This is a genomic window from Halalkalibacter oceani (genome assembly GCF_040544555.1).
In the GTDB taxonomy this organism is placed as follows: domain Bacteria; phylum Bacillota; class Bacilli; order Bacillales; family Bacillaceae_D; genus Halalkalibacter; species Halalkalibacter oceani.
This window is the reverse complement of the sequence record NZ_JBEPKD010000009.1, coordinates 18,264-34,342: the sequence shown is the minus strand read 5'-3', so window position 1 is coordinate 34,342 and position 16,079 is coordinate 18,264. Positions and strand designations below refer to the sequence as shown.

14 protein-coding genes are annotated in these 16,079 nt (G+C 49.5%); 13 read left to right on the top strand and 1 reads right to left on the bottom strand.

Features of this window, described 5'->3' with window-relative positions; genetic code table 11:
* Positions 1–58: 58 nt before the first annotated feature.
* Entirely contained in the window at positions 59–556 is a 498-nt protein-coding gene (locus ABMB67_RS11630; RefSeq protein WP_251222840.1) for a phosphatidylglycerophosphatase A family protein, read from the bottom strand.
* Positions 557–830: 274 nt separating this feature from the next.
* Between ABMB67_RS11630 and ABMB67_RS11625 the strand changes: the two genes are divergently transcribed.
* From ABMB67_RS11625 to yutH, 13 genes are all read left to right on the top strand, one after another.
* Complete coding sequence (locus ABMB67_RS11625) at positions 831–1,802, top strand: ABC transporter substrate-binding protein (RefSeq protein ID WP_354572166.1); 972 nt, start codon at positions 831–833, stop codon at positions 1,800–1,802.
* A gap of 36 nt (positions 1,803–1,838) precedes the next feature.
* The gene (locus ABMB67_RS11620) at positions 1,839–2,897 is read left to right on the top strand and encodes a FecCD family ABC transporter permease (protein WP_354572165.1); all 1,059 of its coding nucleotides are present in this window, start codon (positions 1,839–1,841) and stop codon (positions 2,895–2,897) included.
* Positions 2,882–3,676: an ABC transporter ATP-binding protein gene (locus ABMB67_RS11615; protein WP_354572164.1), complete on the top strand. Its 795-nt coding sequence runs from the start codon at positions 2,882–2,884 to the stop codon at positions 3,674–3,676. The genes ABMB67_RS11620 and ABMB67_RS11615 overlap by 16 nt, the downstream gene beginning before the upstream one ends.
* Positions 3,677–3,698: 22 nt before the next feature.
* Positions 3,699–4,031 (top strand): antibiotic biosynthesis monooxygenase, encoded by a 333-nt coding sequence (locus ABMB67_RS11610; protein ID WP_251222844.1) that lies wholly within the window; start codon positions 3,699–3,701, stop codon positions 4,029–4,031.
* 18 nt (positions 4,032–4,049) lie between these two features.
* Positions 4,050–4,973 carry a ferrochelatase gene (hemH, locus tag ABMB67_RS11605; protein WP_354572163.1) on the top strand — a complete coding sequence of 308 codons (924 nt, stop codon included), beginning with the start codon at positions 4,050–4,052 and terminating at the stop codon, positions 4,971–4,973.
* 77 nt (positions 4,974–5,050) lie between these two features.
* Positions 5,051–5,776, top strand: a complete 726-nt coding sequence (isdC, locus tag ABMB67_RS11600; RefSeq protein WP_354572162.1) for a heme uptake protein IsdC — start codon at positions 5,051–5,053, stop codon at positions 5,774–5,776.
* A 14-nt stretch (positions 5,777–5,790) separates the two neighbouring features.
* A complete protein-coding gene (locus tag ABMB67_RS11595; RefSeq protein WP_354572161.1) occupies positions 5,791–10,254 on the top strand; it encodes an NEAT domain-containing protein in 4,464 nt (1,487 codons plus the stop codon).
* A 72-nt stretch (positions 10,255–10,326) separates the two neighbouring features.
* Positions 10,327–11,193, top strand: coding sequence for a stalk domain-containing protein (locus ABMB67_RS11590; protein ID WP_354572160.1), 867 nt, complete (start codon positions 10,327–10,329; stop codon positions 11,191–11,193).
* A 30-nt stretch (positions 11,194–11,223) separates the two neighbouring features.
* Positions 11,224–12,132 (top strand): heme ABC transporter substrate-binding protein IsdE, encoded by a 909-nt coding sequence (isdE, locus tag ABMB67_RS11585; protein WP_354572159.1) that lies wholly within the window; start codon positions 11,224–11,226, stop codon positions 12,130–12,132.
* Positions 12,133–12,159: 27 nt separating this feature from the next.
* Positions 12,160–13,143, top strand: a complete 984-nt coding sequence (locus tag ABMB67_RS11580; RefSeq protein ID WP_251222850.1) for a FecCD family ABC transporter permease — start codon at positions 12,160–12,162, stop codon at positions 13,141–13,143.
* Positions 13,133–13,903, top strand: a complete 771-nt coding sequence (locus ABMB67_RS11575) for an ABC transporter ATP-binding protein (RefSeq protein WP_354572158.1) — start codon at positions 13,133–13,135, stop codon at positions 13,901–13,903. The genes ABMB67_RS11580 and ABMB67_RS11575 overlap by 11 nt, the downstream gene beginning before the upstream one ends.
* Positions 13,904–13,912: 9 nt before the next feature.
* Entirely contained in the window at positions 13,913–14,671 is a 759-nt protein-coding gene (gene srtB / locus ABMB67_RS11570) for a class B sortase (protein ID WP_354572157.1), read from the top strand.
* A 100-nt stretch (positions 14,672–14,771) separates the two neighbouring features.
* A complete protein-coding gene (gene yutH, locus ABMB67_RS11565; protein ID WP_251193175.1) occupies positions 14,772–15,806 on the top strand; it encodes a spore coat putative kinase YutH in 1,035 nt (344 codons plus the stop codon).
* The last annotated feature ends 273 nt before the right edge of the window (positions 15,807–16,079 follow it).

Genomic DNA, 16,079 nt, shown 5'->3' with positions numbered 1-16,079 from the left:
GGCTTCTGCCCGTTTACCGCTCTTTTCTCGCCCGACCCCGGTTTGACTGAGTTTTTTGTTATTCAGCGTTTTCTGCGCGATGGGCGAGCCGGCTTGAGGCAGCGGCGGCAATCGCTCCGACAATATCGTCAAGAAAGGTGTGACACTCACCGCTTGATTTATCATTCAGCCGTTCCAGAATGCCGGGCTTTTGTTTATCGATATAGCCATAATTGGTGAAGCCGATTGAGCCGTACACATTGACGATTGATAAAGCGATAATTTCATCGACGCCATATAGACCTTCGTCTCGATCAATAATCCCCTGCAACGGCTGTTCCAGCATTCCTTTTTCGGCCAGGACATCGAGCTGAATCCCGGTAATAATCGCATTTTGCACCTCGCGTTTACTTACAACGCGATCGACATTTTCTAAACAATCAGCGAGCTGAAGATCAGGATGGTATTTGACCTGTAAAAAATAAACAAGCTCCGCGATATCCTCTAATGTCACGCCACGCTCCTGCATCCAGGAGCGTGCTTTTTTTTCTACTTCATCCATGTTAGGTTTGCTCATTTCATTCCCTCCAGCATGATAGATAGTTACAGTTTACGGGACAACTGGTGATATTATACTTCTGATGGAAAATAGCCGCAACGCTGTTTCTTTATACTTACTGGAAAAAGGGGCAATTGGGAAGGGCTAATCAAGGCGAAATTTCTTTAGGAAGAAAAAAATTCCTAAGTGACAATGAAAATCTTTATCATTTATATTGACAATATTTTGATTTTGTTTATAATTTTACACAAATGATGATAATGATAATTGTTTTCAATTGGAGGAGTTGTTAGTGAGAGACATAGTGATGCGTAGACTGAGGGTTTCTCTCTTTTTTCTACTATTTATCCCGCTTGCAGCTTGTACGACAAGCGGGGAAACGGCGACTTTACCAGTGACGGGAGATGGCGGGGCAGGCGTGACTGTGACGGATTTCGCCGGACGGGAAGTCGGGCTTGAGCAGACGCCGCGGCGTCTCGTTTCTCTTGTTCAAGCAGATGCTGAAATTGTCCAGGCGCTCGGCGGGGAAGTCGTCGGCAGACCGACCGTGCAGAATCAGCAAGTTTCGGAGGCATTACAAGGTGCGGAAGAGGTAGGGACCGCCCATGATATTGATTTTGAAAAAGTTGTCAGTCTTCAGCCGGATCTGGTGATCGGTCATGCTGAACTCAACCGGAAGGATGTTGATATGTTTGCTTCGCTCGGAATTCCGGTCGTCCTGACGAGCGGCAACAGCTATGACGATGTTTTACAGGCGGTCGAGCTGTATGGCCGGATTCTCGGCAAGGAGGAACAGGCCGGAGAACTGCTTGCTTCGCTTGATGTCGACCAGCTTGAATTGACACCACTTGCTGAGGAAGTAAAGGCTCTCATTATTTTTGGCAGCGCGGATACGATGATGGCAGCCTTGCCTTCTTCGCTCTCGGGAGATTTGCTCGCCCTTGCCGGCGGGCTCAATATTGCCGAGGGGCTGCCGCAAATTGAGCACTATCCTCAATATGCGCAGCTCAGCATGGAGCGTGTCCTTGAAGCAGACCCGGACATTGTTTACTTTATTGCCCACGGCGATGAAGAGGCTGTTAAGGAACAGTTTGAAGCGGAAGTAAAAAGTAATTCTTCATGGCAGCATTTACAGGCTGTGGAGCAAGGGCGCCTCGTCATCCTCCCGCCGGAGCTCTTCAGCTCCAATCCCGGTCCGCGTATCGGTGAGGCGCTTCAGTTTATCCATGAAAGCGTAACTGCGGTCGCGGAAAAGGGGAGATAGCATGACGAACAATACTGGAAACAGCGGGGGTCAGACATGAAGGAAGCGAAGGAAATAATGGAGTTCGATGATTCTGTAGGAAAAGCGGACCGAGGGGATCAGCGGACAAAGCGGCGCTGGACGACGGTGGTCATCGTCACTGCTCTTTGTGTCATTGCCGTTCTGTACAGCTTAATGACCGGTTCGGTCACGATACGAGTGTCCGAGGTATGGACCGCGCTGTTCTCACCTGCCGATTCACTGCAGCGGCAAATTGTCTGGGATTTGCGTCTGCCACGTATTGTAACAGGCCTGCTTGTCGGCGCCTGCCTGGCGATCGCCGGCGCGCTGCTGCAAGGAGTGATGAGAAATCCACTCGCCGATCCGGGAATTATCGGGGTTTCCGCCGGAGCCGGCTTAATGGCGGTGACGATGATGCTCGTCCTGCCGCACTATCTTTCCCTGTTGCCGTTCGGTGCCTTTCTCGGGGCGCTGGCCGCGACGTTTCTCATTTATTTCATCGCCTGGGAAAATGGCGTCTCTCCGTTAAGAATGATTCTTGCCGGTGTGGCGATCAACTCGCTGCTTGGGGCGTTGATGTCTGCGGTGATGATTCTTTACAGCGACAATGTTCAAGCGGTGCTTCCCTGGCTTGTCGGCGGATTAAGCGGGAGAGGCTGGTCCCATGTCGCGATCATTTTGCCGTATGCGCTGATCGGCATGGCCCTGTCGATTTTCGCTGTCAAGCATGCCAATCTGCTTCTGCTTGGCGATGAAGTGGCGAAGCTTTTAGGATCCCAGGTGGAAAGAAGCAGGCTGTTTCTTATTTTGCTGGCGACTTTTCTGGCGGGGGCGGGAGTGAGTGTCGCCGGCTTAATCGGGTTTGTCGGCTTAGTCGTCCCCCATATGATGCGAATGATTGTCGGCAATGATTATCGCTTCCTGCTGCCGACCTCGGCGCTCGGTGGAGCCTGTCTCGTCGTATTGGCTGACACGGCGGCGCGAAGCTGGTTCGATCCGATTGAACTGCCGGTCGGCATTTTGCTTGCGGCGTTGGGCGCTCCGTTCTTCTTGTATTTGCTGAGAGGAGGAATGAAAGGATGGAGGATGTCTTAACAGCGGATCAGCTAAGCTTCGGGTTTTCTGATTCGTATTACATAAAAGAGCTGTCGCTGCGTTTTAAAAAACGGGAAGTGGTCAGCATTATCGGTCCGAACGGTTCAGGGAAATCAACGGTCCTTCGTTTGCTAACCCGGCTGCTCAAACCGGCACATGGCGCGGTTTACCTGGAGGGGAAGGAGCTCCATACGCTTTCTAGTAAGAATATTGCCAAAAAACTGACGATGCTGCCGCAAATTTATGATCATCGCTCGGAAATGACGGTGCGCGATTTAGTGAAATTCGGCCGTCAGCCGCATTTGAAATGGTATGAGGATTATCATCAAAGTCATAACACCTATATTGATTGGGCGTTGGAGGCTACCAGGCTGACCGCGCTTCAGCACCGTCCGCTTTCCTCCTTGTCCGGCGGGGAGCGACAGCGCGCCTGGATTGCGATGACGATCGCGCAAACACCGCAAATTCTTTTATTGGATGAACCGACGAGCTATTTGGACATCGCCCACCAGCTTGAGGTGATGGAGCTGGTTCAGGAGCTCAATCGTTCGTTGGGACTGACGATCATCATGGTGCTGCATGATTTAAACCAAGCCGCCCGCTACAGCGATCAGCTCATCGCGATGAAAAATGGAAAGGTGGTGAGGCAAGGGAAACCGCTCGACGTGTATCATCCAGATTTTTTCCGGGACGTGTTTTCCATTGAAGCGCGTGTCTATTCAGCCGGCGAGTATCCGGTCTGTGAACCGTACGGTGTTGTTCAAGCTACTCAATCTTAATCTAAAAAGGAGAGAAAAAAACATGTTCGTAATTGAAAACACTCTTAAAGTAAAAAAAGGATTCAGTGACCGCGTTGCCGCAAAGATGGCTCATATGGGACAAATCGAAAAGGTGCCGGGCTTTCTTGATATGAATCTTTTAAAGAAGCGCGGCAAAAAAGAGGAAGAATACGATATTTTGCTGATCTGGTCAAAATGGGAATCGCAGCAGGCCCATCACAGCTGGACATCGAGTGAGATGTTTCGCAAAACGCATGACGGCGTGCGCTCTGATTATATTCTCGATTCTCAAATTGCCTTTTATGATGTCATCGGCGGACGTGAAGCGGTCGATCAAAACCACAATGCAATGTAAAAAGAAAGGAGCACAATGATGATTGGAATTCTTCTGATGTCCTACGGTTCACCGGAAAGTCTCGGGCATGTCGGCGATTATGTCAATCATATTTTAAATGGTCGCCAGGCACCGGCCCGACAGCTTGAGCAGATTGATGCCCAATACCGGGCACTGGAGACGGCCGATCCGTTAGGACCTTTTACGATCCAGCAGGCACAAGCACTCGAACGGCTTTTTCAATTAAAGGGACGGCAGGATGTGGTCGTGGAAGCGGGTTTTAAGCATGCCCCGCCATTTATCGACGATGCCGTCAGCCGTTTGATTGAGCGTGGCGTCAATTCCATCGTGACATTGCCGTTAACGCCGCTCTATTCGAAATCGGGTGCGGAGATGTACCAGCAGCAGGTACGCCGCTGTGTTGAGCAGACCGGCGCCGATATTAATGTGATTGATATTGAGAACTGGTCGACTCAACCATTATTTGTGGCAGCATTGGCCAATCGAGTGAAGTCAGCTTTAACTTGGTTGCCTGAAGCCGCGAGACAAAAGGAGGAGGTGATTTTCACAACGCATAGCAGACCTGGGTCAACAGAGAAAAACGTTGACTATTGCCAGCAATTTACGGCATTGGCTGAGCGAATTGCAGAACAGCTTCAATTGCCGGATTGGAAGCTGGCTTACCGTGGAGCGAGACCAGGACAGGAATGGCTCGGTCCGTCTGTGAAGGAGGTGGTCGAACAAGCCGGAAATGCAGGGCGGAAAGGGATCGTTGTTTGCGACCTGCTGGCTGTCACGGCTCATGTCGAGGTTTTGCATGACATTGGCGGTCCGCTGAAAGCGCATGCCGAGCGATTCGGAATGACCTTTGTGCGGGCGGAATTTTTAAATGATTCAACCGATTTTATGCTCGCCTTGGCGACCATTGTGGAAGAGCAGCTTACGGTGCAGCACGTCTTTTAACCCTTGCATGGGCAAAAAATTTTACACACACATTGATAATGATTATTGTTATCAGTTTTGGTTGAGGAGGAACATTCATGAAACAGAGACAAATGTTTATCGCCAGATTAATGATTGTAGTGATGATCCTATTTCTTGTGCCTGCGCCTTCCTCTGCTTCAGCGGCATTGGCGGATGGCACATATACGGCTCAATATACCGTGTTAAAAGCGGATAATGACTCAGCGTCGATGGCGAATGATTATTTTCAAAAGCCGGCAACGTTAGTCGTGGAAAATGGCAACATTAATGCGCAAATCACATTGACGAAGAGCAACTGGATTAAAAGTGTGACTGTCAATGGAGCGGCTCCAAGTGTCATCTCTAGCAATGCCTCGGCAGACACAAGAACGATTCAATTCCGGGCGAATGACATATCATCGCCAATCGTCTCCACGATTCACGTCGATATTGAAGAGATGGATTACGATCATGTCTACACAATCCGATTTGCTTTTGATGAAAACAGCATTACCGCAGTAAATGTGGCAGACAGCAGCGGTCAGAATGAAAGCTCAGGCAGCACGCAAGCGGATTCGGGAGCGGCTTCCACAGCTTCAGGTGGAGGGCAGAACCCATCTTCTGAGCAGCAAGGAAATCAAGCTGCCAGTCAAGTAGAGACAGAAGAAGCGGCAAGTGGAACGGTCATTGAAAATCCGAAAACGGCCGACAATGCACCAATCGCCACATTTGTCGTCATGCTAATTGTCTCGGCTGCCGCTCTAGTCTGGATGCTCGCCAGAAAACGAGCCGTGTCATTATGAGAGGAGAATGAAAGGTGAAGAGACAAATCAAAAAATGGGTAACCGTCTTTTCCATGTTACTGATCGTATTGTCAACGATCCTGCCTTCCATCGCATTGGCAGAAGACTCATCTACGCTTGCTGATGGGGAATATACAATCGGCTTTACGTTCTTGAAGGATGGAACAGATGAAACATCGGTAATGGATGGCTACACCGAGAAGCCGGCGACGTTGCTTGTTGATGATGGAGAGTATGAGCTTCATCTGACATTAACGAACAGCGAGTGGATTAAAGAGTTTAAGGTCGAACAGGACGGCGACTATGTTGATGCTGAGGTTATTGAAAATGATACGGATGCCGATACGCGGGTCGTTGGTTTTCCGGTAGCCGATCTGGATGAGAAGATAAATGCTTTCACTCATGTCGTTGTGACGGGGGTTCCAGAGATACCAGGTTATGATCATGAATATGAGGTGCAGATTCAATTACATCCTGATAGTCTTGGTCCGCTGGTAGACCCGAGTGATCCGGGAGAAGGAAGCCCGGGCACCCCAGGAGAGCCGAGTGACCCAGGAGAGGGAGACCCAGGTACTCCAGGAGAGCCGAGTGATCCAGGAGAGGGAGACCCTAGTACACCTGGTGAGCCGAGTGACCCAGGAGAGGGAGACCCTAGTACACCTGGTGAGCCGAGTGACCCAGGAGAGGGAGACCCAGGTACTCCAGGAGAGCCGAGTGATCCGGGAGAGGGAGACCCCGGTACCCCAGCGGACCCTGAAGAACCAGTTGACCCAGCTATCGCTGATGGGGAATATACAATCGACTTTACGTTCTTGAAGGATGGAACGAATGAAGCATCGGTAATGGACGGCTACACCGAGAAGCCGGCGATGTTGCTTGTTGATGATGGAGAGTATGAGCTTCATCTAACATTAACGAACAGCGAGTGGATTAAAGAGTTTAAGGTCGAGCAGGACGGCGACTATGTTGATGCTGAGGTTATTGAAAACGATACGGCTAACAATAAAAGAATTGTCGGTTTCCCGGTAGCCGATCTTAATGAGAAGATAAATGCTTTCACTCACGTAGTTGTGACGGGTGTTCCAGGGTTACCAGGTTATGATCATGAATATGAGGTGCAGATTCAATTACATCCTGACAGTCTTGATCCGCCATCAGGTCCGACAGAGCCGGGAGACGGAGGAGAACCGGGCACACCGGGAGAACCGACTGATCCAGGAGAAGGAGAACCAGAACCAGAAGAGCCAGAACTCCCACAATTAGAAGATGGAGCTTACACAGTTGCATATTCAGCGATTCGCGCTGATAATGACGATCCATCATCCATGGATGGCCGCTTTACAAAGCCGGCGACTCTTTTAGTAGAGAACGGCAACTATTATGTTTCCTTTGCGTTGGCAGATACGGAGTATATAACTGAGCTGGAGCTACAAGGCCCTGATGGACAATGGGTAGAGTTTAGTACAAATGACTATGAAATTGAGGAATTTGAGATTGCTAGTCTCGCTGATGTGATTGACGCGAAAGTGTCGATGCGCGTACCAATGGGAGAGACAGTCTATGAAAATACGCAGCCTTTCCGGATTGCTTTTGATCCAAGCACGGTTAAGCTAGCAGACGGAACCTATGACATCAACTACACGGCGATTCGCGATGACAACGACACACCTTCATCCATGGATAGCCGCTTTGCGAAGCCGGCAACTTTGCTTGTGGAAGAAGGCAACTATTATGTGTCCTTTGTTTTGGCCGAAACCGAGCATGTAACGGAATTGGAGCTGCAGCAGACGGATGGAACATGGGTGGATTTTAGCGACAATGATTATCAAGTTGAGGAATTTGAGATTGCTAGTCTCTCAGAGGTGATTGACGCAAAGGTGTCGATGCGCGTCCCAATGGGAGGCGGAGCTGTTTATGAAAATACGCAGCCTTTCCGGATTGCTTTTGATCAAGCAGGTATCGTTCCACGTATCTCGCTTGCACTGGGAGCCGATGGTTCAGCTTCCTTTGATCGAACTATAACGGACACAAGATTTGACACGACTTATGCAGAAACATCATTTAGTATTATCGTCCCTGCTGGAAGCGATTCATTGTCTGTTACAAGATTGGAGCAGGACTCAAATGAAGTGTTGCTTGAAATTACGGTTGGCGGGTTAGGCACGAGAGAAGTGACGTTAATCCTGCCTAAACCAACCGGACTGGAGCCTGAGGAAGTCGGAGCCTTCCACCAGAAAGGTTCGATATGGGAATATCGAGAAGCGCGTGTAGACGGCGGCCACGTTTATGTCCAAACGAATTTAAGCGCGGTCAAGCTTGGCAAGAAAGTCAATGTTCCGGCAGGGCTAGCCGGTGATGCTTCAGGTAATCGCGTCACGCTTCAATGGGATGCAGTGGCTGGTGCTACATATGAGCTGAAGCGGATTGAAGGCGGGACTGAAACTGTAATCGACAATATTACAGCAGAAACGTATTCAGAGAATCTCAGCTATAGCAGCAGCTATTCGTATCAAGTTCGTGCTGTGGAGGCAGGACATCAATCTGCGTGGTCATCGGCAACAACGGTCACAACTGAAGCTGCACCTAGTTCCGGCGGCGGTGGCGGTAGTGATCAGTCAGATGCCGAGTATACGATCAATTACCGTGTGCTGAAGGACGGCACGAATGAAACGTCGATCATGCAGGACTACACCGTTCGTCCGGCAAAGCTGACAGAACAAAATGGCCGTCAGTATATTACGATCACGTTGAAAAACAGCAGTTGGATTCCAGTTTTCCGCGTAACGAAGAATGGTGGCAGCGCGTCGGTTGTGTCGCGAAATAATTCGGCTGATACGAGAGATGTCCGATTTGAGGTTTATGATTTATCGAAGGATGTTGACGTATATACCGAAGTTGATGTACCAGCACTTAATTACAGCGGGAAGTATGACGTTCAATTCCGTTTTGATGAAAGCAGCATGAAACGCGGCTTTACCCAAAAGCCGGTAACGTCTAATCCGCTTCCAAAAGAGTCGGATACGTCTAAAACAGAAATCAAGGCAGATAAAGGTGGCACGATCAAGTTTAACGGGGCTGAAATTAGGATTCCTAAAGATGCCTTTGGGCGCGACCTGGTCATCTCCGTTGAAAAAGTAACAAGACGAAGTAATCTTCCACTGCCGGCTCAGATGAAATTTGTGAGTGATGTTTTGGAGATTACAAAGGATCGTAGTGGAAACTTTAGCAAGGAAGTGACAATTGCGATTCCATATGACAAAAAGGAAGTTGATTTTGACAAAGCTGATCTTGCCATTTACTGGCTGAACGAAAGAGCAGATGAATGGATCAAGCTTGACAACGTCCGCATTGATCGCCAAAAAGGCATCGTAAGCGGCGACGTTGATCACTTTACGAAATTCGCCGTTTTAGCGACAGAAAAGCAGGTTGATGAGGAGCAAGGGGAAGAAACAGAACAACCTCAACCACCTCAGCAGCCAGGACAATCTGTCGAGCTTGCGGATATTCGCGGACACTGGGCCGAGGAAGCGATTCGGACTTTAGTCGAAGCGGGAGCCGTTCAAGGCTATGGAAATGGTGAGTTTAGACCGAACAATACGGTTACGAGAGCTGAATTTGCGAAAATTCTTGTCGAAGCGTTTGATCTGACTGCTGATACCGAGGTTATTTTCCCGGATACGGCTCAGCATTGGGCGAGAGAAGCGGTTGCGGTTGCGGCAGGAGCCGGAATTGTGACCGGATATAGTGAAGCCCGTTTTGGACCAAATGACAGAATTACGCGCGAGCAAATGGCGGTCATGATCGCCCGCGCGCTGAACGTGAATGCTGAACAAGCGGCGCTGAACTTTGTTGATGCTGGGCAAATTGCCTCGTGGGCTAAAGAGGCGGTGGCGACAGCAGTGAGTCATCAAATCATTCAAGGCTACCCGAATAATCGCTTTGCGCCAAAGGGCCAGGCGACGCGGGCAGAAGCGGTTACCGTGATCGTTAAAGCGTTGCAGCTTGAAGATGACAGCACGCCGTCTGACCCGGAGCAGCCTGGAGAGTCCGAAGAGCCGGCTGAACCTGAACAACCAGGGGAACCAGTGGAATCAGACTTCGCCGACGGGGAGTATGAGATCGGATTTACGTTTTACAAGGATGGGACAAATGAGGTTTCCGTCATGGACGACTATACGGAAAAGCCGGCAACGCTGTTTGTGGAAGATGGCAAGTATGAACTGCATCTGACATTAACGAACAGCAGCTGGACGAGAGAATTCAAAGTCGAGCAAGATGGCGCTTACGTTGATGCGAGAGTCGTGACAAGCGATTCGCAAGCCGACACACGCGTCGTCGCGTTTCCAGTCGCGGACCTTGACGAGAAGATTAATGTCTTTACCCATGTGATCGTCACCGGAATCCCAGGATTTAATTATGACAATGAATACACGGTACAGCTTGAGCTGGATCGTGACAGTGTAGAGCCAGTTTCATAAAAAAAAGGATTGAATTGCCTCAAGGGAGTTGACCTTTGAGGCCGTTCATCCGCTTGGGAAAGGAGAATGAGAATGAATAAGATGCTATTTGCAATGATTGTGACAGTTTTCAGCTTGTTTGTTTTGTCATTATCGGTAAGTGCACAGGCGGTCAGCGAGCTGGAAGAGGGGACGTACTCGATTGACTTTCTTGTAGTAAAGGCTGGCGAGAATGAGCAATCAATGATGAATGATTACGTTGAAAAACCGGGCACGTTGACTGTGCGCGACGGAAAAGCATATGTGTCGTTTACGTTAACGGACAGCAAATCGATTACCGGCTTTAAAGTAAACCAAAATGGCGTGCTGACAGATGCCAACGTCATTTCACAAAACGAGGCAGCCAATACAAGGGCTGTGGAATTCGAGGTGACCAGTTTTGCGGCGCCCATTGAGGCCTGGGTCAGTGTGTACATGAATTTGCCTGGATTTTTGTATGATGCTGATTACGATATCCGCATTCAGCTTGACAAGACATCCATCCGACCGGCAACACCTTCATCACCTCCCCCTTCCGCTCAACCGAACGGAGATGTCATCGTCCTTCATATTAACTCAAAAGCAGTGACCTCAAACGGTGCCCAGCATCAGCTGCTCGCAGCACCCTATGTCAAGAGCAACCGGACACTCGTTCCATTACGGTTTATTAGCGAGCATTTAGGCGCGGACGTGATGTGGAATGGCAGTGAACGAAGTGTAACGGTCACCGTTGATGGAAAAACGCTTGTTCTTCATGAAGGAAGTCAGGTGATTCAAGTGAACGGGGCCCGGCACACAATTGAAGCAGCGCCGGAAATCAAGCAAGGAACTACTTTTGTTCCACTTCGTTTTATTTCCGAGCAATTAGGAGCGACAGTTGAGTGGAATCAGACTCAGCAACGGGTCACGATTCGAAACTAATTTTGAACAAATCAGATTGGGGGATTCGCGGTGAATAAAACGATTTCGGCTTTTCTTCTCTGTCTCCTGCTCGTTGCCCTTGCCGCATGCTCGGCTCAAGGAAGTGGGACAGAGCATGCGGATGGTGAAGCGGAAAAGGAGATCACAGAAGGAGAGCAGGAACCACGAATCATATCGACGACAGTGGCGATCACGGAAATTATGGACGAACTGGAGCTTGATTTGGTTGGCGTGCCAACAAGCTATAAGGAACTGCCGCCACGCTATGACGGGGTGCTGGAGGTTGGCAATGTCAAAACGCCTGATTTGGAAATGATCCGGGCGCTGAATCCGACGGAAGTGTTGTCGGTTTCGACATTGGAGTACGATTTGCGACCGGTGTTCGAGGAGGTCGGCATTGAGGCCAAATTTGTTGAACTGGACAGCCTTCAGGAAATGCTCCATTCGATAACCGGGCTGGGAGAGGCTTATGAACGCGAGGCTCAGGCTGCGGAGATCGTCACGAGGCTGGAGGGAAAAGTCGCAGACATTCAGGAGCAGACCGCGCAAAATGAGCCGCCGACCGTCTTGATTTTGCTCGGTATTCCCGGCAGTTATTTAGTCGCAACGGAGCACTCATACATCGGTGATCTCGTTAAACTGAGCGGCGGAATCAATGTTGTGACTGGAGAGAGCGTGGAATATGTCGCCTCAAACACCGAATATTTGCAGCAGTCGAATCCTGATGTTATTTTGCGTGCGGCTCACGGCATGCCAGAGGAAGTCGTCGAGATGTTTGATCAGGAATTTAAACAAAATGATATTTGGAAGCATTTTGATGCGGTGAAAAATGGCCGGGTCTATGATCTTGAAGAAGAGCTGTTTGGCACGACTGCCAATCTGGCTGCTGCCGAAGCGCTCGATGAACTGATCGAAATGCTCTATCCGTCTCAGCGATGATTTTTTAGAGAAAATAGGTGAAGAGCTTTGCAAAAACAGAAAATCATTTGGAGCTTTGTCTCTGTCAGCTGCCTGCTCGTTGTCGTTAGCCTTTTTTCAGCGACGACGGGCAGCCTGCAAGTTACGATTACGGAACTGATTAAAGGGTTCATTTCTGAACCGAATGAGACGGTGCTCATTATTAAGGATTTGCGTTTTCCGCGGATTATTATTTCTTTATTCACAGGGGCAGCACTCGCCGTTTCCGGCGTTCTGCTGCAGGCAGTCATGCGGAACCCGCTGGCCGAAGCGGGAATTATCGGCGTTGCGGCGGGAAGCAGGTTTGTGTTCCTGTTAATTGTCACCGCTTATCCGATGACGTTTTTTTATGCGCCATTGTTCGCTTTTATCGGCGGGGCGCTGGCCTGCTTTTTAGTGTACGCTTTTTCCTGGAAATCAGGGCTGAGCCCGCTGCGGATGATTCTTGTCGGGGTCGCGGTAAACGCGGTGTTTACCGGCTTAAACCAGTCTTTTATCTACTTCGTCGGCTATTCGAGCGTCACTCATGCGACAGTCTCCAGCCTGGCGATGAAAACATGGAGTGAGGTTGACCTCGTTCTGATCTACGGCTCGCTCGGTTTGATCCTTTCTCTCTTTTTGACGACGTGGTGCAATGTGCTAGCGTTACAGGATAAAACGGCGCGAAATCTTGGCTTTCAATTAAGTAGGCTGCGGCTGATTATTTCAGCAGTCGCCGTGCTGCTGGCGGCGGTCGCGACAGCCGTTGCCGGAGTGATTGCTTTTGTTGGCTTGCTCGTGCCACATATTGCCCGGCAAATTGTCGGCACAGACCATAAAGTACTGATTCCTTTTTCAGCGTTGGCCGGGGCGCTGCTCGTCCTGACAGCCGATACACTCGGGCGGCTCGTCATTGCGCCGAATGAAATTCCCGCCTCAATCATTATGGCTGTCATCGGCGGACCGTTTTTAATCTTTATGCTAAGAAAGAGTGATCGCATCCATGGAAGCTAAAGAGATTACATTTTCATATGATGAGAAAACAGCGCAGTTAACGAATGTCAGCTGCGAAATTGAACAGGGAAAGGTGACGACGATTATCGGCCCGAACGGAAGCGGAAAGTCGACGTTGCTTGGCGTTCTTTCAAAAAGCTATTTGCCTCAGGGCGGGCAAATTCTGTTAGACGGCAAAACGCTGAACCAATACAAACCGAAGGAGCTGGCAAAAAAATTGGCCGTCGTTCACCAGCAGAATGATGCCCCGGTTGACATGACGGTCGAGAAGCTGACGAGTTTTGGCCGTTTGGCGCACCGACGTTTTTTGACGCCGCAGCATGACGAGGACGACGCAGCGATTGACTGGGCGCTGGCATGTACGAACCTGACGGAAAAACGGGAAAAAACGATTACGCAGCTGTCGGGAGGGGAGCGGCAACGCGTCTGGATTGCGATGGCGCTCGCCCAGAAAACACCGATCCTGTTTCTCGATGAACCGACCACCTATTTAGATATGTACTTTCAATTTGAAATTTTGGAGCTTGTCAAAAGCTTAAACGAGCGCTACGGACTGACGATTGTCATGGTGCTGCATGACGTTAATCAGGCGATTCGCTACAGCGACCGCTTAATCGTGATGAAAGCAGGGGAGATCATCCTTGAAGGAACGCCGGAGGAGATGCTGACGGCTGAGATGTTTAAAGCGGTTTATGGAGTTGACGTATTGATTAAAGAAGACGAAGAAATGGGTCTGTTTGTCGTGCCGAAAGGAATTTAGGGGGAGCGTATGAAGAAGCTGGCCGGGATATATCAACGTATTGGTATCAGTCTTTGTGTAACGGTAAGCGGATTTTCTCTGTTTCACGTAACGGATGTTTATGTGGAGGGGAAGCAGAACGAGGGAACGCTGGAAGAAGCGCGACAGCTTTATGAACCGGCGCCGGTACTCCCAGCGGCTGCTCTATCTGAACAAAAGCAGGTTGAGGAGCCGCGTTTTGAAAAGCTGCGGCGCTTGAATGAAGATATCATCGGCTGGATTCAGATTGACGGGACACCGGTCGACTATCCCCTTCTTCAGGCAGCCGACAATGAAACGTATTTGTCATTGGACTATAAAGGGGAGAAGCAGCGGGCAGGAAGCATTTTCGTTGATTATCGCAACGCAGCGCCATTGCAGGAGCGCCATACGATTATTTACGGCCATCATATGCGCGATGGCTCGATGTTTGCCGGCTTGCAAAAGTTTGTCGAGCCTGACTTTCTGAAACGACATAAAATGTTTACGATTGAGACGCTGACAGACAGCTATCAGATCGAGATCTTCGCTGTGTACCGGACGACGACCGATTTTTATTATTTAGAGACTGATTTTCACAGCGATGAAGCGTTCCTGTCTTTCATCGAAGAGATCCAGGCGCGCTCTTTGCATCAAGCTGAAGTTGACATAACTGCTGACGATAAAATCGTCACCTTGTCCACATGCGATTATGTCGCCGATCCGGCGGACGGGCGTCTTGTCATTCACGGCAAAGTACGGGCTGATTAAACCTTATGTCAGAAATAAGAACGATTATACACATTCTCCCTTTTAGGTACATAGACTAAAAAAGGGAAATGGGCTTTTGGAGCGGTAAGGAGGAGAGCCAATGTTTGAGCGGAATGTGTATGACGTATACGGACTCTACTGTGAAGAAAGGTTTCATGTCGGCATGTACGATGCCTTTGAGGCCGGCGGACAATCCTATATTTTATTGCCGAAAGAAGAGTCGATGCTCAGAGAAGAAGAAATGATTGCTTTTACTGATTATATGAAATCAATCGGAGATACGACGATCCTTACTCCGTTGCCGACGTTGCGGGGACAGAGAGCGGGTCTGATTGATGGCCAGCTCGTTTATCTGTGTGCGTTGCCGCCGTTGCTGGAGGAAAGTCAGATGAGGGTGCGCAGCGAGGCCGATCAAGGAGCGCATTTGGCCGCGATTCACTATTACGGCCGGCAGATGCCCTACGAAGCACGGCAGTACGAGTTTTTCGGTCAATGGCATAAGCTGTGGGAAACGAGGCTTGATCAATTAGAGGGCTGGTATCAGCAGCTTCTGTATCAAGGACCTCAATCGTATGTGGATGAAGCTTTTTTATTTTCTTTTCCTTATTATATGGGACTGACAGAAAATGCAATTCAATTTGTTGTCGATGCGATGCTCGACGATCCGAGCAAAGAACAAGAACGGCCGACGATTTGCCATCGGCGCTACACCGACCATACATGGCTCGTCCTTTCAGAACATGGAGCGATTGTCAAACGGCCGACCGAGTTTGTGTATGATCACCCGTGCCGTGATCTCGCTGAATGGATTCGGGATCAGCGGCGTGACCAGCGTTCTTTCTCGTGGAATCAAATTGAGAGCTTCCTGACGACCTATGAGCAATATGAGACATTAAGTTCGTATTCGTGGCGGCTTCTATATGCGCGCCTCGTTTTTCCATTGCATTATTTTGAAGCTGTCGAAGACTATTATAGCAGTCAGATTCGCGAAGAGCAGATCAGTGCGGGGCAGCATCTCTTTCAATTGCTTGATACGGAAGGGGAAAACGAGAAATTCCTTAAAGAATTCGCGGCGTTCATCTTGCCGGCAAAAGCCGGTGGACAGCTGCCGGTCATCGAATGGCTCGCCCAATGAACTGTCCCAATGGAAGCTGGAGTCAAAAGCAACAAAACGGATAACGCGCAGTGCTTCTTACAAAAGACGCTGGGCGTTTTTTAGTGGAGGAAAGCGCAGGAAAACGGGACGGCTTTCCTTCTGCACAGCTGCGCCCCTGTCTTTGAAAACAAGAGAGCCGCTTCGCCCGTTGCGTGCGTTTTTTTATAGGGATTTGTGTATAATGAAAAAAACAGAAAAATCCTCTTGTGCTATGAGGAGAACAGGTCTATAATGTCCTTTATAGATAAACAC

What these genes read in the sequence shown, in the direction of transcription:
- hemH (WP_354572163.1), top strand. Translation starts at nt 4,050, where the DNA reads ATGATTGGAATTCTTCTGATGTCCTACGGTTCACCGGAAAGTCTCGGG.
- srtB (WP_354572157.1), top strand. Translation starts at nt 13,913, where the DNA reads ATGAAGAAGCTGGCCGGGATATATCAACGTATTGGTATCAGTCTTTGT.
- ABMB67_RS11575 (WP_354572158.1), top strand. Translation starts at nt 13,133, where the DNA reads ATGGAAGCTAAAGAGATTACATTTTCATATGATGAGAAAACAGCGCAG.
- ABMB67_RS11590 (WP_354572160.1), top strand. Translation starts at nt 10,327, where the DNA reads ATGAATAAGATGCTATTTGCAATGATTGTGACAGTTTTCAGCTTGTTT.
- ABMB67_RS11610 (WP_251222844.1), top strand. Translation starts at nt 3,699, where the DNA reads ATGTTCGTAATTGAAAACACTCTTAAAGTAAAAAAAGGATTCAGTGAC.
- isdC (WP_354572162.1), top strand. Translation starts at nt 5,051, where the DNA reads ATGAAACAGAGACAAATGTTTATCGCCAGATTAATGATTGTAGTGATG.
- yutH (WP_251193175.1), top strand. Translation starts at nt 14,772, where the DNA reads ATGTTTGAGCGGAATGTGTATGACGTATACGGACTCTACTGTGAAGAA.
- ABMB67_RS11615 (WP_354572164.1), top strand. Translation starts at nt 2,882, where the DNA reads ATGGAGGATGTCTTAACAGCGGATCAGCTAAGCTTCGGGTTTTCTGAT.
- ABMB67_RS11630 (WP_251222840.1), bottom strand. Translation starts at nt 556, where the DNA reads ATGAGCAAACCTAACATGGATGAAGTAGAAAAAAAAGCACGCTCCTGG.
- ABMB67_RS11620 (WP_354572165.1), top strand. Translation starts at nt 1,839, where the DNA reads ATGAAGGAAGCGAAGGAAATAATGGAGTTCGATGATTCTGTAGGAAAA.